The following is a 25,613-nucleotide window of genomic DNA, read 5'->3' as shown; positions in this document are numbered from 1 at the left end:
CGTGCACGGCGCCATTGACGACAGCGTGCGCAGGGAGTGTCGCGGTGCCGACCAAGGTCGGCAGCTACCGAAGTCTAGACCAGGCACGAAAAAACCCGCCACAAGGGCGGGTTTCTTCGCGGGGATCAGCAATCCGTGTGGATTACTTGATCTTGCCTTCCTTGTACAGGACGTGCTTGCGCACGACCGGATCGTACTTCAGGAATTCCATCTTCCCCGGGGTGTTCTTCTTGTTCTTGTCGGTCGTGTAGAAGTGGCCGGTACCGGCCGAGGAAATCATACGGACCTTATCGCGCTTGCCTGCCATGATGCTTTACTCCTCAGACCTTTTCGCCGCGCGCACGCAGCTCAGCCAGAACGGAATCAATGCCGTTCTTGTCGATGGTGCGCAGTGCATGCGCGGAAACACGAAGCTTGACCCAGCGGTTCTCGCTGGCCACCCAGAAACGGCGCTCGTGCAGATTCGGCAGGAAACGACGACGGGTCTTGTTGTTGGCGTGCGAGACGTTGTTACCCGTCTGCACTCGCTTGCCGGAAACCTGGCATACGCGGGACATTGCGCACCTCGATAGTAGTAGTTGTCAGCCCGTAGCCCGGGAGACGGCGGCCTCGATGGTTGCCCACCACACGTCAAGAGAATCAAAGGGTTACGCTGGCGTTGGGCGGCCGGGGACGTGCTCCCGGGGGCGCCGCCCGGTAGAAAACCGGACACAGCGAGCCGCGCATTATGCACGGGTTCAAACACTTGCGCAAGTTACCCACAGGCCGGGGCTGAACGCGAAGGCCACGCCGCTGTAGAGCCGATGGTAGCGGCAGGAGCCGCCGCCAACGTCGCTTGCGACGGCCCGTAGGGTGACGGTCAGGACGACCGGCATAGCCCACGCTCGGCTCAGGCATTCCGGGACACGGCAGCCGAGCGTAGGCTCGGCTCTACAACAATGACCGGGCCCGCTCAGCGCAGGTGCGGGATGACCTGGGCCAGCAGATGGGCATCCTTCAGTGCACCGTGCAGGCCGCGATTGCCGGGAATGCGCAGGCGCTGCAGCACATCGTCCAGCTTGTTTCCCTGCCCCGGCCAGCGCCCGCGCGCCAGCTTCAGGCTGCAGGTGATGCGGCAATGCTGGGCCAGCGTGGCGGGAATGCCGGCCAGGCGCAGCTCATTGTCGAGGAAACCCACATCGAACGTGGCGTTGTGCGCGACCATCTCACTGCCGCGCAGGAAGTCCAGCAGTTCGGCGGCCTTGCTGGAGAACAGCGGCTTGCCCACCAGCATCGCATCGCTGATGCCATGCACACGCTGTGCGCCCCAATCGACCCTGCGCTGCGGCTGTAGGTAGGTGTGGAACTGGCGCCCGGTGAGCTGGCCATCGATCAGTTCGACGGCACCGATCTCGATCACGCGGTGACCGAGGCGATGGGAAATGCCGGTGGTTTCCGTGTCCAGCGCGACGATTCGGCTCATGACGTTCGGTGTTTCCTGTTGCAGGTGCATTGAATTTTCGCACGTGCCGACGCGCGACCGGATTCGGAAACGTTGCGGATGCTCAGCCCAGCGCCTCCACCACCCAATCAATGAACACCCGCAGCCGCTGGCTCATGTGCCGGTTCGGCGGGAACATCACGTGCATCGGCATCGGCGGCAGCTGCCAGTCCCGCAACACCGGTAGCAGCTCGCCACGCGCCACGTGCGGTTCGGCCATGTAGCTGGGCAGCGCCACCACGCCGAGCCCCGCCAACGCCGCCGCCAGATAGGCGTTGCCGTCGTCGAAACCGACCGTGTAGCGGCCCTGCACCTCGATGCGCTCATCGCCGCGCTGTGCAGTGAACACGCGGGCACGGCCACTGCGCGGGCTGAGGAAACCCACCATCTGGTGGTCCGGCCCTTCCAGCGCGCGCGGATCGACCGGCACACCGAAACGCTGCACATAGCCCGGGCTGGCGTGGAAACCGATCGGCAACGCTGCCAGCGGCCGCGCCACCAACGCCGGATCGGCCGGGGTGCCGCCACGGATCACGCAGTCGACGTTGTCGGCGATGACATCGACCTCGCGATCACTCACGCCGATATCCAGCTGGATTTCCGGGTAGCGCGCCTGGAACTCCGGTAGCGCCGGGACCAGCCGCAACCGCGCGTAGGGCCCGGGTACATCCACGCGCAGGCGCCCGCGCGGCTGGGCGGCCGCATCGCCCAGCCCGCCTTCCACCTCGTCCAGTTCGGCCAGCAGCCGGGCGATGCGCGGGTAATAGGCCGCGCCATCGGCGGTGACGCTGACCCGGCGCGTGGTGCGGTTGAGCAGGCGCAGCCGCAGGTGCGCCTCCAGCTGCTGCACCAGCTGGGTGACGGTGGTGCGGCTGATCTGCAGGGTGTGCGCGGCACGGGTGAAGCTGCCGGTTTCCACCACCCGGGCAAAGGCCCGCATTGCCTCGAAACGGTCCATGGCGGGCCGCGATTGTTTGGAATTGGCAATCAATCTAGGCCGATCATCGCGGTTTATCCAGACAGCGTCGGCGCGGAGGATGGCGTTCTCTCCCACGGGATCTTCCCCATGTCACAGCGTGATGTCGTTTTCCCCACCGGGCGCCAGGCCCTGTACGAGCGCAACCGCTACTCGCCGGCGATCCGGTCCGATGGCTTTTTGTTCGTTTCCGGCCAGGTCGGCAGCCGTGAGGACGGTTCGCCCGAGCCGGACTTCGAGGCGCAGGTGCGCCGCGCCTTCGAGAATCTCAACGCGGTGCTGGCTGCCGCAGGCTGCACGTTCGATGACGTGATCGACGTGACCGTGTTCCTGGTCGATCCGGAGAAGAACTTCGAGAAGGCCTGGGCGATCGTGCCCGAGTACTGGGGCCAGGCGCCGCACCCGACCCTGACCGGCATCGGCGTGACCTGGCTGTATGGATTCCAGTTCGAGATCAAGGTGATCGCGAAGCTGCCGTGACCGTTACTGTAGAGCCGAGCCCATGCTCGGCTGGTCGTGCGAAAGCAGCCGAGCGTAGGCTCGGCTCTACAGACGCGCAGCCCGGTGTCCGACCCCAGGGGCCGAAAAGCGTGTCGACCAAGGTCGACACCTACCAGAGCCATGTGCGCGGCCCACCTGAACGGGAGATTCCGACGTATTCCCGAAGCGGCCATTGATATTGTATCCGGCGAAAACCGCTTGCTAGCCTCCCCTTCATGCGCTGGATCACCCGCCACCTCCGTTCGACCCTGCTGATGCTGCTGATGGCGGCATTCGTGGTCGTGCCGGTGGCCGATGCCCTGGCGTGCACGGTGGAACCGCATGCCAGCACGGTGCATGTGGAGTCCGCACCGGATGCCGATGGCGATACCGACGGCAAGCATGCCGGTGCCTGTGGCCACAACCACTGCCACCACTCCAACCTCAGCCTGCCGGCACACACGCTGGCCGCGTTCGGGGCGCCGCTGCCGGCGCGCTGGATGAGTGCGGGCGATGCGGCGACCTATGCGGTCGCCCAGGATGAATTGACGCGTCCACCCCGGGCGTGAGTTGAGCGCGTCCCGCGATTGCGGGCTCCCGTTTCACTCACAACCGGAATCCCCCTATGTCGATCCTGACACCTCGGTCGCCGCGTGCGGCCGGGCTGGTCGTCGCCGTGTTGCTGGGCCTGGCCCCGGCGGCATCGGTGATGGCGCAAGCCGCCCCCTCCTACGACACCCTGCTTGAACGCCTGGACCAGCTGCCCGGCACCCGTGTGGGTACAGCGCTGGCCGAGGCCGCCGATGCGCGCGCCGACCAGGCCCGTGCGCTGCCCAATCCCTCCCTTTCCTGGTCGGCCGAAAACGCCTGGGGCTCCGGCACCTACCGCGGCATGGGCAAGGCCGACACTGTGCTCACCCTGTCCCAGCCGCTGGAGGTCTGGGGCCAGCGTGGCGCGCGCGTTCGTGCCGCCCGGGCCGAGGCACAAGCCGCTGCCCTGCGTGGTTCGCAGAGCCGCAGTGATGTCGCCAGCCAACTGGCGGCGGTCTACGCACAGGCGGAAAGTGCATTGCGTCGTTACGCCCTCGCCGCCGAAGCGCTGACCCTGACCCGCGACGATGCGGCTGCCGTCAATGCGATGGTCAAGCAGGGCCGCGAACCCCAGCTGCGCGCCGTGCAGGCACAGAGCGAAGTGGCCAACGCCACGGCGTCGCTGGATGAAGCCCGGGCGTTCCGCGATGCCGCACTGGCCCGTCTGGCCGGTACCGCGCTGCTGGATGCGCCGGTGCAGTCGATCGACAACAGCCTGCTCGACCGCGCGCCACCGCTGCCGCGCGGTGCCACCGATACCGCGCTGGCGGTGCGCATCGCCGAAGCCGAAACTGATGCAGCGGGCAAGCTGGTGGACGTGGAGCGCAAGCGCGCCCTGCCCGACCTCAGCGTCACCGCCGCGCAGACCCGCTTCCGCGAAGGCGGCGAGCGTGCCTACAACCTCGGGCTCAGCCTCAGCATCCCGCTGTTTGACCGCAACCGCGGCGGCATCCGCGCCGCCAACGCCGACCAGCGCGCGGCCGAAGCGCGGCTGGACCAGCAGCGCCGCGACAGCGAGGCCGAGCGCCTGTCCGCCGTGGCCGGGCTGAAGGCCGCTGGCAGCCGTACCCGCGCCGCCGATGAAAGCGTGGTCGCCGCCGAAGAGGCGTATCGCCTTGCACGCATCGGCTTCGACGCCGGACGCATCTCGCAGCTGGAACTGCGCAGCACGCGCAGCGCCCTCATCGCCGCGCGCGGCACCGCCGTGGATGCGCGCCTGTCGCGCGTCGGCGCGGAAATCGATCTTGCCCGCCTGGAAGGGCGCGCACCTTTTGTGGAGGCCCCATGACTCTCTCCCGTTCCTTCCCCCTGATCGGCGGCCTGCTGCTGACCGTGTTCCTGGCTGGCTGCGCCGGCAACGCGCAGACGCCGGCGAACGAAGACCCCGCTGCGGCCAAGGCCGGCACCGACGATGGCCACGGCCATGCCGCCGACAGCAAGGAAGCCAAGGCAGAAACCGCAAAGGCGCCGGCAGACGCCGATGAAGGCGTGGTGCCGCTGACCCCTGAGCAGATCAAGGCGTCCGGTATCGAAGTGGTTGCCGTCGGTCGCGGCGGTGGCGGTTCAACCCGCCTCGCCGGCCGGGTCGAGCCCTCGGTCGGTGCGCGTGCATCGGTGGCCTCCACCGTGACCGGCCGCGTCGAACGCGTGCTGGTTGCACCCGGCACGGCGGTGAAGCAGAACCAGGCACTGGCCATCGTGGTCAGCGGCGAGGCGGCGGTGTTCAGGGCCAATGCGCTGGCCGCATCCGCCGAAGCCGAGGCCGCACGCCTGGCCTATGGCCGCGACAAGGCGCTGGTCGACCAGGGCGTGGTCGCGCGCCAGGAAATGGAAGCTTCGCGCGCACGCTCGCTGGCCGCCCAGGCCCAGGCCGCTGCCGCGCAGGCGCAGGCCGCCGCCAACGGTGCGCCCGATGCCAGTGGCCGCGTGCGCATCACCAGCCCGGTGGCCGGCATCGTCGGCAACGTGCAGGTCACCCCGGGTGGCGTGGTCGCCGCCGGCAGCGCGGTGGCTGATGTCGCCGACCCGGCGATGAACGAGCTGGTGTTCACCGCGCCGCCGGCACTGGCCGCGCAGGTCACTCCGGGCATGAAGCTGGAAGTGAGCGTGCCGGGTGGCAGCTTCACCGCCACCGTCACCGGCTCGGCGGCTGACGTGCGCCAGCAGGGCGGCGTGGCCGTGATCCGCGCCACGCCAGTGGACGCTTCGCTGCCGCCGGCCGGTTCGCCGGTGTCGGCGGTGGTGGTCACCGAAGGCCAGGACGGCTCGCTCAGCGTGCCGGCCGACGCAGTGCAGAACGTCGATGGCGGCAGCGCGGTGTTCGTCGCCGTCGATGGCGGCTTCAAGGCCCAGCCGGTCCTGGCCGGGCGTCGTGCCGGCGACCGCATCGAGATCCTCGGTGGTCTGACCGGCAACGAACGCATCGTCGGTGCCAACGCCTTCCTGCTCAAGGCCGAACTGGCCAAGGGCGAAGCCGAGCACGGCCACTGAGGAGGCGACCATGTTCAAGCTGATCATTGAAACAGCGGTGCGCCACCGCTGGCTGGTGGTGTTCCTGGCGGCGCTGATCGCTGCGGTGGGCCTGTTCCAGCTGGGCAAGCTGCCGATCGACGCGGTACCGGACATCACCAACCGCCAGGTGCAGATCAACACGGTGGCACCGGCGCTGACCCCGGAGCAGATCGAGCGGCAGGTGACCTATCCGCTGGAAACGGCGCTGGCCGGCATTCCCGGCCTGACCACCACCCGTTCGCTGTCGCGCAATGGCTTCTCGCAGGTCACCGCAATCTTCACCGACGCCACCGACATCTACTTCGCGCGCCAGCAGGTGGCCGAACGCATGCGCGAAGCGGCCGATGACCTGCCCGACGGCGCATCACCGATGCTGTCGCCGGTCACCACCGGCCTCGGCGAGGTGCTGATGTGGACGGTGGACTTCACCACCTTCGATCCAGCCAAGCTGGCCAAGCCCGGTGACGCCGGCTGGCAGGCCGGTGAGGTCTATCGCACGCCGGAAGGCAACCTGCTGCGCACGCCGGAAGAACGCGCGACCTACCTGCGCACCGTGCAGGACTGGATCATCGCGCCGCAGATGCGCTCCAGCCCGGGGCTGGCCGGTGTCGATACCGTTGGCGGCTACGTCAAGGAATACGGCGTGCATCCGGACAGCGCGCGGCTGGCCGCGCATGGCCTCGGCCTGGCCGACCTGGTCACTGCCCTGCAGCGTTCCAACGTGCAGGCCGGTGCCGGTTTCGTACAGCGTGCCGGCGAGGGCCTGGTGGTGCGTGCCGATGGCCTGGCACTGACCACCGAGGATCTTGCACAGGCACCAGTGGCCACCCGCAATGGCGTGGTGGTGCGCGTGGCCGATGTGGCCACCGTGGAACTGAGCCGCGCGCCACGCCTGGGCGCGGCCAGCCGCAACGGCCACGAGGCCGTGCTGGGCACCGCGCTGATGATTGCCGGCGGCAACAGCCGCACCGTGGCGCAGGCCGCAGCCGCACGCCTGGAACAGGTGAACAAATCGCTGCCGGCCGACATCGTGGCAGCGCCGGTGCTGGACCGCAGCGTGCTGGTCAATTCCACCATCAAGACCGTGGCCAAGAACCTCACCGAGGGCGCGCTGCTGGTGGTGGTGGTGCTGTTCCTGCTGCTGGGCAACCTGCGTGCGGCGACCATCACCGCGCTGGTGATTCCGCTGTCGTTCCTGTTCGCAGTGATAGGCATGAACCGCTTCGGCATCAGCGGCAACCTGATGAGCCTGGGCGCGTTGGACTTCGGCATCCTGGTGGACGGTGCGGTGATCGTGGTCGAATCGACGCTGCTGATGCTGGGCCAGCGCCGCGCCGAACTGGGCCGTGCGTTGACCGCGATGGAACGCCTGCGCGTGGCCGCCGACTCGGCAATGAAGATGGCGCGGCCGGCGGCGTTCGGACAGCTGATCATCCTGCTGGTGTTCGCGCCGATCCTCACTCTGGAAGGCGTGGAGGGCAAGACGTTCCACCCGATGGCGGCCACCTTCATGCTGGCCCTGGTCGGTGCCTTCATCTTCTCCTTCACCTTCGTGCCGGCAATGGCCGCACTGCTGGTGCGCGAGCCGAAGGTGAAGGACGGCGATGCCCATGGCAATGATGGCGAGCACGAAACGAAGCTGATCCGCGTGCTGCGCGCGCGCATTGAACCGGTGGTGCGCAAGGCCGTGGCACATCCGCGAACGGTGCTGGCCGGTGCGGTGATGATGCTGGTGGTGGGCATCGGCTCGTTCTCGCTGCTGGGCCGCGAGTTCATGCCGACGCTGGACGAAGGCAACGTGGCGATGCAGGCCTTGCGCGTGCCGTCGACCTCGCTGGAACAGTCGCTGGCGATGCAGCTGGCACTGGAAAAGGCAATCGCCAAGCAGCCGGAAGTGGCGACCGTGTTCTCGCGCACCGGTACTGCCGAGGCGGCGATCGACCCGATGCCGACCAACATCTCCGACAGCGTGATCGTGCTGAAGCCGCGCAAGGACTGGCCCGATCCGAAGCTGGCCAAGGACGAACTGGTGGCGCGCTTCGAGAAACTGGCCGGACAGCAGCTGGGCAACAGCTTCGAGTTCAGCCAGCCGATCGAGCTGCGCTTCAACGAGCTGATTTCCGGCGTGCGTACCGACCTGGCGGTGATGATCTTCGGCGATGACTTCAGCCAGCTGCAGAAGGTGGCCGACCAGGTGGCGCTGAAGCTGCGCGCAGTGAACGGCGCAGCCGACGTGCGGGTGGAGCAGATCTCCGGCCTGCCCACGCTGAACGTGGCGATCGACCACGTGGCGGCGGCGCAGTACGGGCTGACCGCCGCGGACGTGAGTGATGCGCTGTCCACCGGCATCGGCGGTACTGCGGCGGGCAAGATCTTCGAAGGTGATCGCCGCTTCAACGTGGTGGTGCGCCTGGATGATGCCTCGCGCAACGATCCGGACCAGCTGGCGTCACTGCCGATCGCCACGCCGTCGGGGCTGGTGATTCCGCTGTCGTCGGTGGCCCGCATCACGGTCAGCGAAGGACCGAACCAGATCAGCCGCAACAACGGCAGCCGCCGCGTGGTGGTGCAGGCCAATGTGCGTGGGCGTGACCTGGGCGGCTTCGTCGGCGAGGCGCAGGCCGCGGTGGCGGACGTGGCGTTGCCGCCGGGTGCCTACCTGACCTGGGGTGGCCAGTTCGAGAACCTGCAGCGCGCGGAGAAGCGGCTGGCGACGGTGGTGCCGGTGGTGTTCCTGCTGATCGGCAGCCTGCTGTTCATGGCCCTGCGCAGCGGCAAGGAAGCCGTTCTGGTGTTCAGCTGCGTGCCGCTGGCACTGGTCGGCGGCATCCTCGCGCTGTTGCTGCGTGGCATGCCGTTCTCGGTGTCGGCGGCGGTCGGCTTCATCGCCGTCTCCGGCGTGGCCACCTTGAACGGCCTGGTGCTGATGCAGGCGATCCGCGAACGCCTGGATGCCGGTGACCTGCCGCTGCAGGCGGCGATCAACGGTGCCTCAAGCCGTATCCGCGCGGTGCTGACCACGGCGCTGGTGGCGATCGTCGGCTTCATTCCGATGGCCATTGCCAGTGGTTCCGGTGCGGAAGTGCAGAAGCCGCTGGCGACGGTGGTGATCGGTGGCTTGATCACCGCCACCGTGCTGACCCTGCTGGTGCTGCCGACGTTTGCCGCGCGCGTGGCCAAGCCGCGGGCGGTGGGGTGAGATGAGAGGGGGTCGGAGCCCTTTCTTTGGGAAAGGGCTCCGACCCCGTGACAGGGTCGGATTGCCGGCCAGCGGCCGGCACTACCCGGTAACGGTCAGGCCTTCTTGCGCTCGGCGATATACGCCTGGATCTGCTGTTCCAGCACCGGCAACGGCACCGAGCCCTGCTTGAGCAGGGTGTCGTGGAAAGCCTTGATGTCGAACTTGTCGCCCAGCTCCTTCTCGGCCTGCGCACGCAGGCGCACGATGGCGATCTCGCCCAGCTTGTAGCTCAACGCCTGGCCCGGCCAGGAGATGTAGCGATCCACTTCGGTGGTCACTTCATGCTCGCTCAGCGCGGTGTGGTCGCGCAGGTAGGCCAGCGCCTGCTCGCGGGTCCAGCCCTTGCTGTGCACGCCGGTGTCGATCACCAGGCGCGCGGCGCGCCACATTTCGTAGGTCAGGCGGCCAAAATCCTCGTACGGGGTTTCGTAGATGCCCATTTCCACGCCCAGCTTCTCGCAGTACAGCGCCCAGCCTTCGCCATAGGCGGAGATGTAGGCGTTGCGGCGGAACTCGGGCAGGTTCTTCTGCTCGGCGGCGATGGCGCCCTGCAGCGCGTGGCCCGGATCGGATTCATGCAGCGTCAGCGCCGGCAGGTTGTACAGCGGGCGCGACGGCAGGTTGTAGGTGTTGAGCCAGTAGGTGCCCATGCCACCACGGCCGGCGGTCCAGAACGGTGCAATGTCCGGCGGCACCGGCACGATGGTGAAGCGCGCGCGCGGCAGCGTCATGTACTTGCCGAGCTGGCCATCGGCCCGCTTGGAAATCCATGCGGCACGCGACAGCAGCTCCTGCGGGGTCTTGGCGTAGAACTGCGGGTCGGTGCGCAGAAAGGTCAGGAACTCGGCGAAGCTGCCCTTGAACTTCACCTGCTTGATGATGTCGTTCATCTCGCCCTGGATGCGAGCGACTTCGTCCAGGCCGATGCGGTGGATCTCGTCCGGCGACAGGTCCAGCGTGGTGTATTCATGGATCTGCTGCTTGTAGTACGCCTTGCCATCGGGCATCGCTTCGGCGGCCAGGGTGCTGCGCGCCTGCGGCACGTACTCGTTGACGAAGAAGGTGCGCAGCTGCTGGAACGCCGGCACCACCTTGCCGCTGATCGCCTCACGCGCCTGCGCCTGCAGCTTGGCCTGTTCGGCGGCGGGGATGCTGTTGGGCAGCTTCTTGAACGGCGCGTACAGCGGCGATTCGGTCGGGTTCTTCAGCTCGGCGACGGTGGCGATGGACACCTCGCGGCCATCGAGCACCGCGCGCGGCACGCTGAAGCCACGCTTCAGGCCGGCGCGCATGTTCTCGGTCTGCTGGCCGAAGTAGCGCGGCACGTCATTCAGGCGCGCGATGTAGTTCTGGTAATCCTGCCCGGTCTTCATCTCGCGCCGGGCCATGAAGGACAGGTTGGACCAGAACGAGGAGTCGGCGTTGAACGGCATCTCGTAGCCGCGCAGGCGCACTTCTTCGGCCAGGTTGAACACCTGGTCGTGGTAGATCGCGTAGTTGACCTGGTTGTCGGCCGACAGGGTCTTCGGGTCGATCTTCTTCAGTGCGGCCAGGGTCTCGTCCCACACCTTCAGGCGCGCCTGCTGCGCGGCCGGGCCGACGTCGGGCATGCGGGTGGCATTGGCCGGGGCGTCTTCGTCCTCGCTGGCCTCGCCGCCGCCTTGCTGGCGCCACTTCCATTCCTTCTCGTACAGCGCGCGGAAGGCGGCATCGGCAGGCGATTCGGTGGCGACGCTGGCCGGCGCGGCAGCGGCGGGCGGCGCGGCCAGGGCCACGGCGGGGGCGGACAGGGCGATCAGCAGGGCAACGGCAAGACGGGTTTTCACGAGCAGAGGTTCCCGGGAAGGCAGACCCCGATCATGGCACCCCCCACCGCCCGTGGCATGGGACGAAGGTCCTGCCTGCAACGCAGGCAGGACCGGGAACCGGCTGCTCTGGTAGCGGCCAACCCTGGTTGGCCCCCCGAAACCCAGCGCCGACCAAGGTCGGCATCTACCGGAGACCTAGTGGCTGGCCCTGTCGCGCTTCCAGCCGCGGTGCTTGATGTCCAGGTGCAGGCTGTACAGCGCGGTGAACGCCGGGAACAGGTTCTGCAGCACACCCACCGAGTCCTGCTTGGCCGAGAACAGGAAGTAGCTCAGCGTCATCAGGCTGCCGACCACGCTCATGTACCAGAACAGGCGCGGGATGACCGGCTTGCCGGCGCGCTTGGAGGCGATGAACTGGACCAGCCAGCGGCCGCCGAACATCAGCGCGCCGGTGTAACCGATCAGCTTCCAGCCGGTCACGTGCAGGCCGGTCCAGTACAGCCAGGTCAGCGGCTGGTCCAGCCAGTGCAGCTCCAGATCCATCAACGCTCCTCCACCGCGGTGCGCTTGCTGCGGGTGATCAGCCAGGCCACGCCGCGCAGGTCGCGGATGCCGACCAGCGCGCGACCGAGGTTGTTGTACTTGGACACGCCTGCGGTGCGGTGACGGTGGTTGACCGGCACGCTGGTGGTCTTCCAGCCGGCGCGCTGCATCAGCGCCGGCAGGTAGCGGTGCATGTGGTCGAAGTACGGCAGGTCGAGGAACGCGCTGCGCTCGAACAGCTTGATGCCGCAGCCGGTATCGGGGGTATCGTCGCGCAGCATGCGCGCGCGGATGGCGTTGGCCCAGCGGCTGGCCCAGCGCTTGCTGCCGCTGTCCTGGCGGTTGACGCGCCAGCCGGCGAACAGCTTCACCTGCGCCTCGGCGGCATCGCGCGCGGCCAGCAGCTTGGGAATATCGGCCGGATCGTTCTGGCCGTCACCATCGAGGGTGGCGATCCACGGTGCGCGCGCGTGCTTGACGCCGGTGCGCACGGCGGTGCTCTGCCCGCTCTGGTTCACGTGGTGCAGCACCCGCAGTTCCGGCGTGGTCGCCTTCAGGCCCTGCAGCACGGCCAGGGTGTCATCGCGCGAGTTGTCGTCGATGTAGACGATCTCGAACGGCAGCCGGCCGCGCAGCGCGGCGGTGATTTCAGCGACCAGCGGGGCGACGTTGTCACGCTCGTTGAACACCGGAACGACAACGGAAAGCTCGGGTTGGCTCATAAGGCACTCGGCCAAAGGGAAACAAAGACCGCGCATTCTCCGAAACCGAGGTTATCCGAAGATGAACCCGGCGGCGTGAGGATCCCTCCTCAGGCGCGATCACCAAAATACTCGCGGCACCACGCCACGACGGGCGGCAGGCCTTGTTCGATCGGGGTCACCGCATCGAAGCCGAAAGCGTCATGAGCGCGCCGGGTATCGGCCATCGTGCGCACCATGTCGCCGGGCTGCATGGGTTTGTAGACCTTCTGCGCGGGGCGGCCGGCGGCCTGCTCGATCACGCCGATGAAGCGTTCCAGCTCGACCGGCGTATGGTTGCCGAGGTTGAACACCCGGTGCGGTACCGGACCATCGGCCGGATGCGCGAGCGCGCCGAGGATACCGGCCACGATGTCGGAAACATGTGTGAAATCGCGCTGCATGCGGCCTTCGTTGAACACGTCGATCGGCCGCCCGGCCAGCACCGCACGCGAGAACAGCAGCGGCGCCATGTCCGGCCGGCCCCACGGGCCATACACGGTGAAGAAGCGCAGGCCGGTGGCGTGAAGGCCGTACAGCTGCGCATAGGTGTAGGCCATCAGCTCGTTGGCGGCCTTGGTCGCCGCGTACAGCGAGCGCGGCTGGTCCACGCGCTGGTCCTCGGAGAACGGCGGCGTGGCCGAATCGCCATACACCGAGCTGCTGGAGGCATACACCAGGTGCTGCACGCCGCGATGGCGGCACAGCTCGAGCATGTTGACGAAGCCGACCAGGTTGCTGTCGACGTAGGCCTGCGGGTTTTCCAGCGAGTAGCGCACGCCGGCCTGTGCGGCCAGATGGATCACCGCGGTCGGCTGCACCTCATCGAACAGCGCGGCCAGGCCGTCGCGGTCGGTCAGGTCCAGTGTGCGCAGGTCCAGCGTCGGGCACAGCGCAGCCACGCGATCACGCTTGATCTGCGGATCGTAGTAGTCGTTGAAGTTGTCCAGGCCGACCACGGCCTGGCCGGCCTCCAGCAGCGCGCGGGCGGTGTAGGCACCGATGAAGCCGGCAGCGCCGGTGAGCAGGATGGTCATCGCGGGTCTCGATCAAAGCACCCCGCTGCCAACGGCGTGGCCGACGTCGCGGGGATGCGTCGGCCCGCGTGATGTGGCGCCGGGCTCAGCCCTGGCGCGTGCGCAGCTTTTCCAGCACGCCGTCCAGGGTGTCCAGGTCGGTGTAATGGATGATCAGCTTGCCCTTGCCGCCACGGCCGTGATTGATCGCGACCTTGGCGCCTAGCGCTTCGGACAGCTCGGTTTCCAGCGAGGCGATGTCGGCCTGCTGCACCTTCGGCGTGGCCACCGGGCGGTTGCTCGGCACCTTGCCGGCCGCAAAGGCCTGCGCACGGCGCTCGACCTCGCGCACCGACCAGCCTTCATCGGCCGCTTCCTGCGCCAGCTTGCCGGCCAGCTCCGGGGCCAGGGTCAGCAGCGCGCGGGCGTGGCCCATTTCCAGGCGGCGCGTTTCCAGCAGCAGGCGGATGGCCACCGGCAGCTCCAGCAGGCGCAGCAGGTTGGACACCGCCGCACGCGAGCGGCCCACCGCTTCAGCGGCCTCGGCATGGGTGAGGGTGAACTCGCTGATCAGGCGCTGCAGCGCCTCGGCTTCTTCAAGCGGGTTGAGGTCTTCGCGCTGGATGTTCTCGATCAGCGCCATCGCGATGACGGTGCGGTCTTCCAGCTCGCGCACCACCACCGGCACTTCGTCCAGCCCGGCCAGCTGCGAAGCGCGCCAGCGGCGTTCACCGGCGACGATTTCGTAGTTGCCCGCCGGCAGCTGGCGCACCAGGATCGGCTGGATCACGCCCTGCGACTTGATCGAGTCGGCCAGCTCGGACAGCTTGCCCTCGTCCATCTCGCGGCGCGGCTGGTACTTGCCCGGCTGCAGCTGGCCTACCGCCAGCTTGCGCAGCACTTCACCCGGCAGCGGCTCGATCACCGCGGTGGTGGCCTGCACCTGGCTGACCGCGCCTTTCGGGCCCAGCAGCGCATCCAGGCCACGGCCGAGGCCCCGCTTCTTGGCTGCCGGCTTGCTGCTGGTCATCAGACGGTCTCCACGGCCTTGGCGGCCTTGTTGCGTTCGTTGTTGCGGCGGATGATCTCGCCGGCCAGGCCCAGGTAGGCCACGCCACCGCGCGAGGCGCGGTCGTAGCCGACGATGCTCTGGCCATGGCTGGGCGCCTCGGCCAGGCGCACGTTGCGCGGCACGATGGTGCGGAACACGCGGTCGCCGAAGTGCTCGGTGAGTTCGGCCGACACCGCGTTGGCCAGGTTGTTGCGCACATCGAACATGGTGCGCAGCACGCCTTCGATCTCCAGCGCCGGGTTCAGGCTGGTGCGCAGCGCTTCGATGGTTTCCACCAGTGCGCTCAGGCCTTCCAGTGCGTAGTACTCGCACTGCATCGGCACGATCACCGAATCGGCGGCGGCCAGCGCGTTGAGCGTCAGCAGCGACAGCGCCGGCGGGCAGTCGATCAGGATGAAGTCGTACTCCTCGCGGATCGGCGCCAGCGCGCGCTTCAGGCGCTGCTCGCGCTCGCTCTCACCCATCAACTGGATTTCGGCGGCGGTCAGGTCGATGTTGCCGGGCAGCAGGTCGTAGCCTTCGGCGGTCTGCACGCGCACGTCGGCCGCGCTGTTCTCGCCCAGCAGCAGATCGCAGGTGGAGGCGGCCAGCTCGCGCTTGTCCACGCCGCTGCCCATGGTCGCGTTGCCCTGCGAATCAAGGTCGACCAGCAGCACGCGCTTGGGTGCGTTGGCCAGGGAAGCGGCCAGGTTGACGGCGGTCGTGGTCTTGCCGACGCCACCCTTCTGGTTGGCGATGGCGATGATGCGGGCCATGCAGGTGTGCCTCGTCGACGGATGGTTGGGACCGGTCATTATGCGTACAACCGGCCCCGGGCGGAAATCGTGAATCGCCAACCCGTTGTTCCACAAGGGGCTGGCGAGGGCAATCAAGGACCTGTAACGGTGACCAGGTGGCGTTCGCCGGCCAGGCCGGGCACGCTCAGCGGGGTCACCTCGCGCACCTGCCAACCGGCCGGCAGCTCCGCGATCTCCTCATGCGGGTAGACGCCCTTCATGGCCAGCAGTACGCCACCGGGGCGCAGCAGGTGGCCACCGACACGGACGATGCCGGCCAGGGTGTCCATCGCGCGCGCGGTCAACTGGTCGTAGCGACCGGCCTCGTCCAGCGCCTCGGCCCGCGATTCGGCCACGCGGGCGTTGCCCAGGCCCAGCTGGCGCACCGCCTCGCGCATGAAGCGCGCCTTCTTGCCGTTGCTCTCGACCAGGGTGACCTGCAGGCCCGGGCAGGCGATGGCCAGCGGGATGCCGGGCAGGCCGGGGCCGGTACCGAGATCGGCCAGGCTGCCATCGGCCACGAACGGCTGCATCGCCAGCGAATCGAGCAGGTGGCGGGTGACCATCTCCTGCGGGTCGCGGATGGCGGTGAGGTTGTAGGTGCCGTTCCAGCGGTGCAGCAGGGCCAGGTAGCGCAGCAGCGGCGGCGCCAGCGCGGCGTCCAGGCCCATGCTGGCCAGGCCCTGTTCCAGCGTGGCGGCCACGCTGGCGGGAAGTGGGTGTTCGCTCATGCCGGCATTATCGCCGGTTTTGCACGTTGATTCCCCGCTTCAATGCGGATACCAGGCCAATGCGGCGCGGAACTGCCCGGTGGCCTGCCACTCATGCAGATGCCAGCGCGCGGCCTCGCCCAGTTCCGGGTCGCACCAGCGCAGGTGCAGGGCGCCATCCGCCCCCGGCGCCAGCTGCAGGCGGTGCAGGCCGAACGAGATACCCTGCCCGTGCGCCTTCAGCATCGCTTCCTTGGCGCACCACACACGGAAGAACCAGTGCTCGCGGGCGGCCTCGTCCAGGCTCTCCAGCCAGGCCACCTCGGCGGGGTGGAAGAAGCGCTGTACGATTTCCAGCAGGCGGGCGCGCGGGCGCAGCAGCTCCAGGTCGACGCCCAGGCGGACGCCCTCGCCCAGCGCCACCAGCAGCACTTCGCCGCTGTGGCTCCAGCCGGTGCCGTAGTGGGCCAGCGCGCCGCTCAGCTCCGGCCGGCCCTTGTCATCGCGCACCAGCGGCAGCGTGTCCGGCGCGGTGCCCAGCGCCTGCGCCAGCACCTGCCGCGCCTGCGGCTCGCCGCGCTGGCCGGGCACGTGCGGGCGCCGCCAGACCGTGATCGGGCCGAAGCGCCAGGGGCCGTCGAGGGTGGCTGGCAGGCTCATCCGCACGCGCCCATCACGCAATTGCACGACGGGTTCACGGCCATGCGCGTCAACTGGTCACAGTTTCCCACCGGAGGTTCGATCATGGGCATCATCATCTGGCTGATCGTCGGCGGCATCGTAGGCTGGCTGGCCAGCATCATCATGAAGCGCGATGCCCAGCAGGGCATCATCCTCAACATCGTGGTCGGCATCGTCGGCGCGCTGATTTCCGGCTGGCTGTTCGGCGGCGGCATCAACGAAGCGATCACCCTGCGCACCTTCCTGTTCTCGCTGATCGGTGCGGTGATCCTGCTGGCGATCGTCAACCTGTTCACCCGCAAGAGCATACGGTGATCTTAGGGATGTGCCGGCCGCTGGCCGGCAGGCTTTCCAGAACGGGCCCGGCAATCGTCGGGCCCGGTTCGTTCAACCCAGCTCTACCCACGCCGGCGCATGGTCGCTCGGGCGTTCCCAGGTGCGCGGCTCGCGATCGATGCCCGAGGCCACCGCGCTGCCCTTCAGCGCATCGGAGACCAGGGTCAGGTCGATGCGCAGGCCCAGGTTGCGGCGGAAGCCGGCCGCGCGGTAATCCCACCAGCTGAACACACCGGCTTCGTCGTTGTGCAGGCGGAAGCCATCGTGCAGGCCCAGCTGCAGCAGCTTGTTCAATGCGCCGCGCTCGGAGGTGGAGGTGAGAATGTGGTTTTCGTTCCACACCTCCGGATCGTGCACGTCGCGCGCGTCCGGTGCGATATTGAAGTCGCCCATCACGATCAGCTTCGGGTGGCGCTGCAGCTCCTGCGCGATCCAGGCATGCACCGCTTGCAGCCAGCGCAGCTTGTACTCGTACTTGTCGGTGCCGATGTCCTGGCCGTTGACCACGTACAGGTTGATCACGCGCAGGTCGCCGAAGGTACCGGCGATGACGCGCTTCTGCTCGTCCTCGAAGCCGGGAATGCCGATCTGCACGTCCTGCGCCGGCTCACGCGACAGCAGCGCCACGCCGTTGTAGGTCTTCTGGCCGGCGAACACGCTGCGGTAACCCGCCGCGATCAGCGCCGAATCGGGGAACTTGTGGTCCTCCAGCTTGGTTTCCTGGATACCGACGATGTCCGGGCCGAACTCCTTGAGCCACTGCTCCAGGTGCGGCAGACGGACATTGAGCGAATTGACGTTCCACGAGGCGATCTTCATGGGGGCATTCTACCCGGCCCTGCTTTGGTAGACGCCAACCTTGGTTGGCGCATGGATGCCCCGCGTGCCAACCCAGGTTGTCACCTACCGGTAGTGCCGGCCGCTGGCCGGCAACCCGATGCCCCCCGCCGGCGCTACCGCAGCAGGAACCGCAACAACCCCGCAATCTTCGAATACGGCGGCCGCAGCCGGTCACTGGCCGCCCAGCGCGACTGCCACAGCACCGGCAGCCGCTTGCTCATCGCATCGAACCCGGCGCGGCCGTGGTAGGCACCCATGCCGCTGGCCCCCACCCCGCCAAACGGCAGGCCATCGGCGGCGAAGTGCAGCAGCGTGTCATTCACCGTCACCCCACCGGCCACCACCTGGCCGAGGATGCGCTCCACCGTCGCCGCGTCGTGGCTGAAGGGATACAGCGCCAGCGGCCGGTCGCGGGACAGCACGTCGGCCAGCGCCGCCTCCAGGTCCGGATAGGCGCGCACCGGCAGGATCGGGCCGAAGATCTCCTCGCGCATCAGCTCCAGGTCGTCCGGCGGGTCCAGCACCACGGTCGGCACCAGCAGGCGCTCGCGGTCGGCACGTGCCTCATCCACCTGCGCCAGCGGAATGACCGGCACGCCGCGTTCGCGCGCCTGCGCCAGATAGCCCTGCAGGCGCCGGTACTGGCCGTCGTTGATGATGCGGGTGTAGTCGCCGGCATCGCTGAAATCGCCGTAGCGTTCGCGCACCTGCTGCTGCAGCGCCTGCACGAACTCGCGCTGGCGCACGGTATCGATCAGCACGTAATCCGGCGCGATGCAGGTCTGGCCGGCGTTGAACCACTTGCCGGTGGCCAGCCGCGCGGCGGCCTTGTCCAGCGGGAAATCTCGGCAGACAATCGCCGGCGACTTGCCGCCCAGCTCCAGCGTGACCGGCACCAGATGCTCGGCGGCGGCGGCCATCACCTTCCGGCCCACGGCCGTCGAGCCGGTGAACAGCAGATGGTCCAGCGGCAGCGAGGACACCGCCGCGGCCACGTCCGCCCCACCCTGCGCCACCGCCACGCGATCGGGCGGAAACACGCTGGCCAGCAGATCGGCCAGGAACGCACTGGTGCGCGGGGTATGTTCGGACGGCTTCAGCAGCACGTGGTTGCCGGCGGCAATCGCAGTGGCCAGCGGCACCAACGCCAGCGTGACCGGATAGTTCCACGGCGAGATCACCCCGACCACACCCAGCGGCGTCGGCCGCAGCTGCGCGCGCGCCGGCCACAGTCGCCAGCCGGCGCCCACCCGCTGCGGTTTCGACCAGCGCCGCAGGTGGCGGTGCAGGTGATCGATGGCTGACAGCACGCTCATGCCATCGGCCAGCTTCGATTCAACGTGGGCGCGGTGGCCGAAGTCTTCGGCGATGGCCGTGGCCATTTCGTCCAGGCGCGCCTTCAGTGCCTCGCGCAGGCGGCACAGGTCGGCCTCGCGCTGGTCCAGCGAAGGGCGCTGGGCCTGCCAGGTACTGCGCAGGGTGTGCAGGAGGGCGGGAAGGTCGGCCGCGGTGGTGGTGGTCATGGACCGACTATACGGCGTGCCGAGCAAGGGAACGGTAGTGCCGGAGTGCGCACCGAATGGGTCGGCCCCGCACAACGAAAAGGCCGTGGTCTGCACCACGGCCTCTCCTTCATCCGATGAACATCATTCCTACTTGGTGATATCCACGTCCTTGGTCTCACGCAGGAACAGGCCGCCGATCACCACCGACATCAGCGCGATGATGATGGGATACCATAGGCCGTAGTACAGGTTGCCGGTACCGGCCACCAGCGCGAACGAAATGGCCGGCAGGAAGCCGCCGAACCAGCCGTTGCCGATGTGGTACGGCAGCGACATCGAGGTGTAACGGATGCGGGTCGGGAACAGTTCGACCAGGTAGGCGGCGATCGGGCCGTAGACCATGGTCACGTACAGCACCAGCAGCCACAGCATGAAGATGGTGCCGGCGATGTTGATGCGCGCGCCATCAGCCTTGGCCGGATAACCGGCGGTGGTCAGGGCGGTCTTCAGTTCCGCACCGAACGCGTCGGCCTTGGCCTTGCCTTCTTCCTTGGTCAGGCCCGCGGCTTCATACGAGGTGACGCTGGCGCTGCCCACGTTCACCATCGCCAGCGAACCGGCGGCGGCGGGCTGCACGTCGTACGGCACGCCAGCCTTGGTCAGCGCGGCGGTGGCCACGTCGCAGGAACTGGTGAATTTGCGCAGGCCAACCGGATCGAACTGGAACGAGCAGGTGTTCGGATCGGCCACGACCAGGGCCGGCGAGCTGCTGCGGGCCTCTTCGATGGCCGGGTTGGCGAAGTGGGTCAGACCCTTGAAGATCGGGATGTAGGTGACGGCGGCCAGCAGGCAGCCGGCCAGGATGATCTTCTTGCGGCCGATACGGTCGGACAGCCAGCCGAAGAAGATGAAGAACGGCACGCCCAGCGCCAGCGCCGCGGCAATCAGCAGATAGGAGGTGGTGGCGTCGACCTTCAGCATGCTGCTGAGGAAGAACAGCGCGTAGAACTGGCCGCCGTACCAGACCACGGCCTGGCCGGCCGCCGCGCCGAGCAGGACCAGCAGCATCAGCTTCAGGTTGCCGCCCTTCAGGCTGTCACGGAACGGCGTCTTGGAGCCCTTGCCTTCCGACTTCATCTGCTGGAACAACGGCGATTCGCTCAGCTGCAGGCGGATCCACACCGAGATGCCCAGCAGCAGGATCGAGACCAGGAACGGGATGCGCCAGCCCCAGGCTTCGAAGGCTTCGTTGCCCAGGAAGTAGCGGCAGGCCAGGATGATCAGCAGCGACATGAACAGTCCGAGCGTGGCGGTGCACTGGATGAAGCTGGTGTACAGGCCACGCTTGTCTTCCGGCGCATGCTCGGCCACGTAGGTGGCCGCACCGCCGTACTCGCCGCCCATGGCCAGGCCCTGGGCCAGGCGCAGGATGATCAGGATCACCGGCGCGGCGAAGCCGATCGAGGCGTAATTGGGCAGCACGCCGACCAGGAAGGTCGAGATGCCCATGATCAGGATGGTGACCAGGAACGTGTACTTGCGGCCGATGCGGTCGCCGAGGCTGCCGAAGAAGGCCGCGCCGAACGGACGCACGAAGAAGCCGGCGGCGAACGCCAGCAGGGCAAAGATCATGCCCGTGGTTTCATTGACGCCACTGAAGAACTGCTTGGCGATGATGGCTGCGAGCGAGCCGTACAGGAAGAAGTCATACCACTCGAACACCGTGCCGAGGCTCGATGCGAAAATGACTTTCTTGTGCCCTTGGGTCAGGGTGCCCGCTTTGTGTGCGGAGCTGGATGTGCTGGACATGGGACATTTCCCTCGGTAGATGCCGACCCTGGTCGGCACTCAATTCGGTAGGTGCCGGACGTTGGCCGGCACGCAATCTCTGTAGGTGCCGACCTTGGTCGGCACTGCTTTAGAAGCTGTACTTGGTGGTGAACTGCAATCGGGTGATGTCACCCTTGTTGCCGTTCTCCACTTCGCGACGGCCGTACATCAGCTCCGCACCGATATCGACCTTGGGCAGCGGCGAGTAGAAGATGTTGCCGCGGATGCTCTGCACGCTCTTGGTCACCAGCGGGCCGAGGATGCTGTCGTTGTCGTAGTCGCTGCGCGCATAGATCAGGTTGGTGCGCAGTTTCGGCGAGAACGCATGCCGCCAGCCCACGTAACCGGCAAGCACGCCGGTCGGGTTGAGCTCGTCGCGGGCCACGTCGTAGGCGCTGTCAGCGGTGATGCCCAAACCGATGTAGCGGGCGATGCCTTCGCCGCCGGTCAGCTGGTAGTGCAGCGAATCGCTGTCACCCATCACCCACTTGCCGCCCAGGGTCAGACCGCCGGCCACCTTGTCGGCCTTGGCGCCGGTGGCCTGGTTGTCGACTTTCAGCTGGCGGACGATGCCGCCGACACCGAAGGTGCCCCAATCACCCTTCCAGCCATAACGCATCGTGAGGTCGGGCAGGCTGCCACGGTCGGAGTTGGCGCTGGCGTTGGTCCAGGTCCCGGTGACCGGGTTGCGGGTGCCGGTGAGGGTGGTGGTTTCCGGGTTTTCCAGTGCGACGCTGAAGCCACCCTGGGTGTAGCGCACCTGGGCCTGGCGCACAAAGATCACGCCATCGGTGGGGCCGACGAAGTCGACCGCTTCCGGCAGCGCGGCCGCATCCATGAAGTTGGACCATGTCTGGCCCGCCATCCAGTTGTTCCAGTACATGTAGGCATGACGCAGGGTCACGCCGTAGGTATTGGTGGCGGTCTGGTTGCCCAGCGAGTTGCCGAAGAAGTCCATCTCGAAGAACGCACCGGCCTTGTTGCCCGATTCGCTCACGTTGTCGATGCCGAGGTTGAAGCGCGAGAACTTGGCGTGGGCGTTGAAGTCGGTGCCCGAACGCTTGCCGCTGCCACCGGCGCCTTCCACCGGGGTCTGGCCCGGCAGGTACAGCGAACGGCCGGTAGCGTCGTCGGCCAGCTGGCCATCGCTGGTCTGGGTGGCCAGGAAGTCGGCCTTGATGAAGCCGCCGATCTTGACCGTGGTGCCCGGCGCGGCGCCCGGGGTAAGGGTAGTGACCTGGATCGGCTGCTTGCCGGCCGGCACCGACGCAACCGGCTTCTGCGCGGCCTGCACGCTGCGCACGTCGGTCACGGCCTGCTGGGTCTGGGTGATCTGGGTCTGTTGTTGTTGCTGCGAAGACAACAGCAGCTGGACCTGGCGTTCCAGTTCGGCAACGCGTGCTTCCAGCGCTTTCTCTTTGGCGGTCTCTGCGAACGCCATGCCCGGTGCGACCAGGGCGACCAACAGGCAGGCCGCCAAAGGTGTGCGCACGGCTTTCAACGTACGGTGGCTCATGTTGCCCTCTCTCCCAAGTGGCAAGGTGATGCCGCGCGTGGGGCACGGTCGAGCCGAGACTGCGGGGCGTTCATGTATAGCGGCTATTCGCCATTGGTCGAACCCGGCCCTGCTGGGCGCTCACTTTCGACCATGGTCTAACCAAGGTGGTGACGCGGCCGGGGGTGGATGGGGCAAACTGAGGGGGATCGGTCGCCGCGATGCTGCGACCGCACATACAAAGTCAACGTGCAAGTGAGGGTGCCATGGCTGATATCTACCCCGTCGATCCGCAGTTCGCCGCCAAGGCACGCATCGACAAGACGTCCTACCAACAGCAGTACCAGACTTCGGTAACCGACCCGGATGGTTTCTGGGGCAAGGCCGCCGAACGGCTGGACTGGATGCGCAAGCCGACCAAGATCAGGAACGTCAGCTACGACCTGTCCGACTTCCACATCAAGTGGTTCGAGGATGGCGAGCTCAACGCCAGCGTGAACTGCCTGGATCGCCAGCTGGAAACGCGCGGCGACAAGACCGCGCTGCTGTTCGAGCCCGACAGCCCGGATGCGCCGGCCCAGCACGTGACCTATCGCGAGCTGTACGAGCGCACCTGCCGCCTCGGCAATGCGCTGCGCAACCTCGGCGTGAAGAAGGGCGACCGGGTCACCATCTACCTGCCGATGATCGTCGACGCTGCGGTGGCCATGCTGGCCTGCGCACGCATCGGTGCGATCCACTCGGTGGTGTTCGGCGGCTTTGCGCCGAACTCGATCGCCGACCGCGTCAGCGACTGCCAGAGCAAGCTGATCATCACCGCCGACGAGGGCCTGCGCGGTGGGCGCAGGATTCCGCTGAAGGCCAATGTCGATGCCGCGCTGAAGCTGCCCGGCACCAATACCGTGGAAACCGTGCTGGTGGTGCGTCACACCGGCGGCGCGGTGGACATGCAGGCGCCGCGCGACCGCTGGTTCCACGATGTGGTGGACAGTCAGCCGGCCACCTGCGAGCCGGAACGCATGAACGCGGAAGACCCGCTGTTCATCCTCTACACCTCCGGCTCTACCGGCAAGCCGAAGGGCGTGCTGCACACCACCGGCGGCTACCTGCTGTACGCGGCCTACACCCATGAAGCGGTGTTCGACCTGCGCGAGGATGACATCTACTGGTGCACCGCCGACGTCGGCTGGGTCACCGGCCACAGCTACATCGTGTACGGGCCGCTGGCCAACGGCGCGACCTCGCTGATGTTCGAAGGCGTACCGAACTACCCGGATACTTCGCGCTTCTGGAACGTCATCGACAAGCACAAGGTGAGCATCTTCTACACCGCCCCGACCGCCATCCGTGCGCTGATGCGCGAGGGCGAGGAGCCGGTGAAGAAGACCTCGCGCGCCTCGCTGCGCCTGCTCGGCAGCGTCGGCGAACCGATCAATCCGGAAGCGTGGCGCTGGTACTACGAAGTGGTCGGCGACAGCCGCTGCCCGATCGTCGACACCTGGTGGCAAACCGAGACCGGCGGCATCCTGATCTCACCGCTGGCCGGCGCGATGGACCTCAAGCCCGGTTCGGCCACCCTGCCGTTCTTCGGTGTGCAGCCGGCGCTGGTCAATGCCGATGGCGAGATCAAGGACGGCCCAACCGAGGGCAACCTGATCATCCGCGATTCCTGGCCGGGCCAGATGCGCACGGTGTACGGCGACCACCAGCGCTTCATCGATACCTATTTCCGCACCTACCCGGGCAGCTACTTCACCGGCGACGGTTGCCGCCGCGATGAGGATGGCTACTACTGGATCACCGGCCGCGTGGACGATGTGATCAATGTGTCCGGCCACCGCATCGGTACCGCCGAAGTGGAAAGCGCGCTGGTTTCGCACCCGAAGGTGGCCGAAGCGGCCGTGGTCGGTTTCCCGCACGACGTGAAGGGCCAGGGCATCTACGCCTATGTGACCCTGGTGGCCGAAGAGACCCCGAGCGACGAGCTGCAGAAGGAACTGGTCGCCTGGGTGCGCAAGGAGATCGGTCCGATCGCCACGCCGGACCACCTGCAGTGGGCGCCGGGCCTGCCCAAGACCCGTTCGGGCAAGATCATGCGCCGCATCCTGCGCAAGATCGCCGAGAACGCACCGGACCAGCTCGGCGACACCTCGACCCTGGCCGACCCGTCGGTGGTGGCCTCGCTGGTGGACGAGCGCAAGGTACGCTGATGCAGAACCCGGGGTCGGATCCCTTTCCGCAAGGAAAGGGATCTGACCCCAGACAGTTTCCCCCACGGTTCCCCCCGACCATGACCACCCTCCTGATTGCCGATGACCACCCGCTGTTCCGCGAAGCCCTGCGCGGCGCCGTGCAGCGGGTCATCCCCGGCGTGCAGCTGTTCGAGGCCGACAGCGTGGAAGCGCTGTACGCGCTGGCCGACCAGCACAACGACGCCGACCTGGTCCTGATGGACCTGAACATGCCCGGTGCACAGGGATTCAACGCACTGGTGCACATGCGCTCGCTGCACCCACACCTGCCGGTCGTGGTGGTCTCCGCGCGCGAAGAAGCGACGGTGATGCGGCGCGCACTCGACCACGGCGCGCTCGGCTTCATTCCCAAGTCGGCCGACTCGGACACCATCGGCCATGCGCTGGGCACCATCCTCGATGGCGAGACCTGGGCACCACCGGAAGCGCACAACGTGCCGCCGACCGAGCGCGAGGAACGCGAAGTCGGCCAGCGCCTGCGCGAGCTGACCCCGCAGCAGTTCCGCGTGCTGCAGATGCTGGGCGCAGGCCGCTTGAACAAACAGATCGCCTACGACCTCAACGTCTCCGAAGCCACGATCAAGGCCCACGTCACCGCCATCCTGCGCAAGCTGGGCGTGACCAACCGCACCCAGGCCGTGCTGATGGCCGGCAAGCTGGCCATCGACGACGACGCCATCGTGCTGCCGCCGGAAGAAGATTGATTGTGAACGACTATGGAGCCGAGCAT

General features: G+C 67.4%; 24 protein-coding genes. 8 read left to right on the top strand and 16 right to left on the bottom strand.

The features are described from left to right. Nucleotides 1–142 precede the first annotated feature (142 nt). The 4 genes from rpmG to LZ605_RS15950 form a co-directional block, all read right to left on the bottom strand. Nucleotides 143–310 carry a 50S ribosomal protein L33 gene (rpmG, locus tag LZ605_RS15965; RefSeq protein WP_169411268.1) on the bottom strand — a complete coding sequence of 56 codons (168 nt, stop codon included), beginning with the start codon at nt 308–310 and terminating at the stop codon, nt 143–145. Nucleotides 311–320: 10 nt separating this feature from the next. Next, complete coding sequence (gene rpmB / locus LZ605_RS15960; RefSeq protein WP_005411638.1) at nt 321–557, bottom strand: 50S ribosomal protein L28; 237 nt, start codon at nt 555–557, stop codon at nt 321–323. 395 nt (nt 558–952) lie between these two features. Further along, on the bottom strand, nt 953–1,462 hold the full coding sequence (dnaQ, locus tag LZ605_RS15955; RefSeq protein WP_249842446.1) for a DNA polymerase III subunit epsilon: 510 nt from the start codon (nt 1,460–1,462) through the stop codon (nt 953–955). Nucleotides 1,463–1,544: 82 nt separating this feature from the next. Next, the gene (locus LZ605_RS15950; RefSeq protein ID WP_249842445.1) at nt 1,545–2,438 is read right to left on the bottom strand and encodes a LysR family transcriptional regulator; all 894 of its coding nucleotides are present in this window, start codon (nt 2,436–2,438) and stop codon (nt 1,545–1,547) included. 108 nt (nt 2,439–2,546) lie between these two features. On the opposite strand from LZ605_RS15950, the gene LZ605_RS15945 reads away from it, so the two are divergent. The 5 genes from LZ605_RS15945 (at nt 2,547) to LZ605_RS15925 (ending at nt 9,237) form a co-directional block, all read left to right on the top strand. Then, nucleotides 2,547–2,936 (top strand): RidA family protein, encoded by a 390-nt coding sequence (locus LZ605_RS15945; protein ID WP_249842444.1) that lies wholly within the window; start codon nt 2,547–2,549, stop codon nt 2,934–2,936. A gap of 236 nt (nt 2,937–3,172) precedes the next feature. Next, the gene (locus LZ605_RS15940) at nt 3,173–3,505 is read left to right on the top strand and encodes a hypothetical protein (RefSeq protein ID WP_107232640.1); all 333 of its coding nucleotides are present in this window, start codon (nt 3,173–3,175) and stop codon (nt 3,503–3,505) included. A gap of 56 nt (nt 3,506–3,561) precedes the next feature. Beyond that, entirely contained in the window at nt 3,562–4,815 is a 1,254-nt protein-coding gene (locus tag LZ605_RS15935; protein ID WP_249842443.1) for a TolC family protein, read from the top strand. Continuing rightward, nucleotides 4,812–6,017 carry an efflux RND transporter periplasmic adaptor subunit gene (locus LZ605_RS15930; protein ID WP_249842442.1) on the top strand — a complete coding sequence of 402 codons (1,206 nt, stop codon included), beginning with the start codon at nt 4,812–4,814 and terminating at the stop codon, nt 6,015–6,017. The genes LZ605_RS15935 and LZ605_RS15930 overlap by 4 nt, the downstream gene beginning before the upstream one ends. Nucleotides 6,018–6,027: 10 nt before the next feature. Beyond that, nucleotides 6,028–9,237 (top strand): efflux RND transporter permease subunit, encoded by a 3,210-nt coding sequence (locus LZ605_RS15925; protein WP_249842441.1) that lies wholly within the window; start codon nt 6,028–6,030, stop codon nt 9,235–9,237. A 95-nt stretch (nt 9,238–9,332) separates the two neighbouring features. Here LZ605_RS15925 and LZ605_RS15920 read toward each other — a convergent pair whose 3' ends face one another. From LZ605_RS15920 to LZ605_RS15885, 8 genes are all read right to left on the bottom strand, one after another. Beyond that, nucleotides 9,333–11,105 (bottom strand): DUF885 domain-containing protein, encoded by a 1,773-nt coding sequence (locus tag LZ605_RS15920; protein WP_249842440.1) that lies wholly within the window; start codon nt 11,103–11,105, stop codon nt 9,333–9,335. 177 nt (nt 11,106–11,282) lie between these two features. After that, complete coding sequence (locus LZ605_RS15915; protein WP_162292089.1) at nt 11,283–11,630, bottom strand: lipid-A-disaccharide synthase N-terminal domain-containing protein; 348 nt, start codon at nt 11,628–11,630, stop codon at nt 11,283–11,285. Then, complete coding sequence (locus LZ605_RS15910; protein WP_249842439.1) at nt 11,630–12,352, bottom strand: glycosyltransferase family 2 protein; 723 nt, start codon at nt 12,350–12,352, stop codon at nt 11,630–11,632. Before LZ605_RS15910 ends, LZ605_RS15915 begins: the two co-directional genes overlap by 1 nt. Nucleotides 12,353–12,441: 89 nt before the next feature. Continuing rightward, nucleotides 12,442–13,407: an NAD-dependent epimerase/dehydratase family protein gene (locus LZ605_RS15905; protein ID WP_249842438.1), complete on the bottom strand. Its 966-nt coding sequence runs from the start codon at nt 13,405–13,407 to the stop codon at nt 12,442–12,444. Nucleotides 13,408–13,492: 85 nt separating this feature from the next. After that, nucleotides 13,493–14,416 (bottom strand): ParB/RepB/Spo0J family partition protein, encoded by a 924-nt coding sequence (locus tag LZ605_RS15900; RefSeq protein ID WP_008267278.1) that lies wholly within the window; start codon nt 14,414–14,416, stop codon nt 13,493–13,495. Next, nucleotides 14,416–15,213 (bottom strand): ParA family protein, encoded by a 798-nt coding sequence (locus LZ605_RS15895; RefSeq protein WP_106549809.1) that lies wholly within the window; start codon nt 15,211–15,213, stop codon nt 14,416–14,418. The genes LZ605_RS15900 and LZ605_RS15895 overlap by 1 nt, the downstream gene beginning before the upstream one ends. Before the next feature lie 113 nt (nt 15,214–15,326). Then, nucleotides 15,327–15,965 carry a 16S rRNA (guanine(527)-N(7))-methyltransferase RsmG gene (gene rsmG / locus LZ605_RS15890; RefSeq protein ID WP_012481632.1) on the bottom strand — a complete coding sequence of 213 codons (639 nt, stop codon included), beginning with the start codon at nt 15,963–15,965 and terminating at the stop codon, nt 15,327–15,329. Between the two features lie 39 nt (nt 15,966–16,004). Then, nucleotides 16,005–16,604, bottom strand: a complete 600-nt coding sequence (locus tag LZ605_RS15885; RefSeq protein WP_249842437.1) for a 4'-phosphopantetheinyl transferase family protein — start codon at nt 16,602–16,604, stop codon at nt 16,005–16,007. 84 nt (nt 16,605–16,688) lie between these two features. Between LZ605_RS15885 and LZ605_RS15880 the strand changes: the two genes are divergently transcribed. Continuing rightward, nucleotides 16,689–16,940: a GlsB/YeaQ/YmgE family stress response membrane protein gene (locus tag LZ605_RS15880; protein ID WP_014648887.1), complete on the top strand. Its 252-nt coding sequence runs from the start codon at nt 16,689–16,691 to the stop codon at nt 16,938–16,940. A gap of 72 nt (nt 16,941–17,012) precedes the next feature. On the opposite strand, the gene xth is transcribed toward LZ605_RS15880, so the two are convergent. The 4 genes from xth to LZ605_RS15860 form a co-directional block, all read right to left on the bottom strand. Continuing rightward, the gene (xth, locus tag LZ605_RS15875) at nt 17,013–17,780 is read right to left on the bottom strand and encodes an exodeoxyribonuclease III (protein WP_249842436.1); all 768 of its coding nucleotides are present in this window, start codon (nt 17,778–17,780) and stop codon (nt 17,013–17,015) included. A 134-nt stretch (nt 17,781–17,914) separates the two neighbouring features. Continuing rightward, nucleotides 17,915–19,324 (bottom strand): coniferyl aldehyde dehydrogenase, encoded by a 1,410-nt coding sequence (locus LZ605_RS15870; protein WP_249842435.1) that lies wholly within the window; start codon nt 19,322–19,324, stop codon nt 17,915–17,917. Nucleotides 19,325–19,453: 129 nt separating this feature from the next. Continuing rightward, nucleotides 19,454–21,115: an MFS transporter gene (locus tag LZ605_RS15865; protein ID WP_249842434.1), complete on the bottom strand. Its 1,662-nt coding sequence runs from the start codon at nt 21,113–21,115 to the stop codon at nt 19,454–19,456. 109 nt (nt 21,116–21,224) lie between these two features. Continuing rightward, nucleotides 21,225–22,652, bottom strand: coding sequence for a DcaP family trimeric outer membrane transporter (locus tag LZ605_RS15860; protein ID WP_249842433.1), 1,428 nt, complete (start codon nt 22,650–22,652; stop codon nt 21,225–21,227). A 245-nt stretch (nt 22,653–22,897) separates the two neighbouring features. Between LZ605_RS15860 and acs the strand changes: the two genes are divergently transcribed. After that, nucleotides 22,898–24,841, top strand: a complete 1,944-nt coding sequence (acs, locus tag LZ605_RS15855) for an acetate--CoA ligase (protein WP_249842432.1) — start codon at nt 22,898–22,900, stop codon at nt 24,839–24,841. An 80-nt stretch (nt 24,842–24,921) separates the two neighbouring features. Continuing rightward, on the top strand, nt 24,922–25,587 hold the full coding sequence (locus LZ605_RS15850; protein WP_005411662.1) for a response regulator transcription factor: 666 nt from the start codon (nt 24,922–24,924) through the stop codon (nt 25,585–25,587). Nucleotides 25,588–25,613 lie beyond the last annotated feature (26 nt).

This window comes from Stenotrophomonas maltophilia (assembly GCF_023518235.1).
GTDB lineage: Bacteria > Pseudomonadota > Gammaproteobacteria > Xanthomonadales > Xanthomonadaceae > Stenotrophomonas.
This window is presented reverse-complemented; position numbering and strand designations above follow the sequence as displayed.

Bases quoted from the DNA above. Each gene is read 5' to 3' on its own strand.
- rpmB (WP_005411638.1), bottom strand. From the start codon at position 557: ATGTCCCGCGTATGCCAGGTTTCCGGCAAGCGAGTGCAGACGGGTAAC.
- dnaQ (WP_249842446.1), bottom strand. From the start codon at position 1,462: ATGAGCCGAATCGTCGCGCTGGACACGGAAACCACCGGCATTTCCCAT.
- LZ605_RS15950 (WP_249842445.1), bottom strand. From the start codon at position 2,438: ATGGACCGTTTCGAGGCAATGCGGGCCTTTGCCCGGGTGGTGGAAACC.
- LZ605_RS15945 (WP_249842444.1), top strand. From the start codon at position 2,547: ATGTCACAGCGTGATGTCGTTTTCCCCACCGGGCGCCAGGCCCTGTAC.
- LZ605_RS15940 (WP_107232640.1), top strand. From the start codon at position 3,173: ATGCGCTGGATCACCCGCCACCTCCGTTCGACCCTGCTGATGCTGCTG.
- LZ605_RS15935 (WP_249842443.1), top strand. From the start codon at position 3,562: ATGTCGATCCTGACACCTCGGTCGCCGCGTGCGGCCGGGCTGGTCGTC.
- LZ605_RS15930 (WP_249842442.1), top strand. From the start codon at position 4,812: ATGACTCTCTCCCGTTCCTTCCCCCTGATCGGCGGCCTGCTGCTGACC.
- LZ605_RS15925 (WP_249842441.1), top strand. From the start codon at position 6,028: ATGTTCAAGCTGATCATTGAAACAGCGGTGCGCCACCGCTGGCTGGTG.
- LZ605_RS15915 (WP_162292089.1), bottom strand. From the start codon at position 11,630: ATGGATCTGGAGCTGCACTGGCTGGACCAGCCGCTGACCTGGCTGTAC.
- LZ605_RS15910 (WP_249842439.1), bottom strand. From the start codon at position 12,352: ATGAGCCAACCCGAGCTTTCCGTTGTCGTTCCGGTGTTCAACGAGCGT.
- LZ605_RS15905 (WP_249842438.1), bottom strand. From the start codon at position 13,407: ATGACCATCCTGCTCACCGGCGCTGCCGGCTTCATCGGTGCCTACACC.
- LZ605_RS15900 (WP_008267278.1), bottom strand. From the start codon at position 14,416: ATGACCAGCAGCAAGCCGGCAGCCAAGAAGCGGGGCCTCGGCCGTGGC.
- LZ605_RS15895 (WP_106549809.1), bottom strand. From the start codon at position 15,213: ATGGCCCGCATCATCGCCATCGCCAACCAGAAGGGTGGCGTCGGCAAG.
- rsmG (WP_012481632.1), bottom strand. From the start codon at position 15,965: ATGAGCGAACACCCACTTCCCGCCAGCGTGGCCGCCACGCTGGAACAG.
- LZ605_RS15885 (WP_249842437.1), bottom strand. From the start codon at position 16,604: ATGAGCCTGCCAGCCACCCTCGACGGCCCCTGGCGCTTCGGCCCGATC.
- LZ605_RS15880 (WP_014648887.1), top strand. From the start codon at position 16,689: ATGGGCATCATCATCTGGCTGATCGTCGGCGGCATCGTAGGCTGGCTG.
- xth (WP_249842436.1), bottom strand. From the start codon at position 17,780: ATGAAGATCGCCTCGTGGAACGTCAATTCGCTCAATGTCCGTCTGCCG.
- LZ605_RS15870 (WP_249842435.1), bottom strand. From the start codon at position 19,324: ATGACCACCACCACCGCGGCCGACCTTCCCGCCCTCCTGCACACCCTG.
- LZ605_RS15865 (WP_249842434.1), bottom strand. From the start codon at position 21,115: ATGTCCAGCACATCCAGCTCCGCACACAAAGCGGGCACCCTGACCCAA.
- LZ605_RS15860 (WP_249842433.1), bottom strand. From the start codon at position 22,652: ATGAGCCACCGTACGTTGAAAGCCGTGCGCACACCTTTGGCGGCCTGC.
- acs (WP_249842432.1), top strand. From the start codon at position 22,898: ATGGCTGATATCTACCCCGTCGATCCGCAGTTCGCCGCCAAGGCACGC.
- LZ605_RS15850 (WP_005411662.1), top strand. From the start codon at position 24,922: ATGACCACCCTCCTGATTGCCGATGACCACCCGCTGTTCCGCGAAGCC.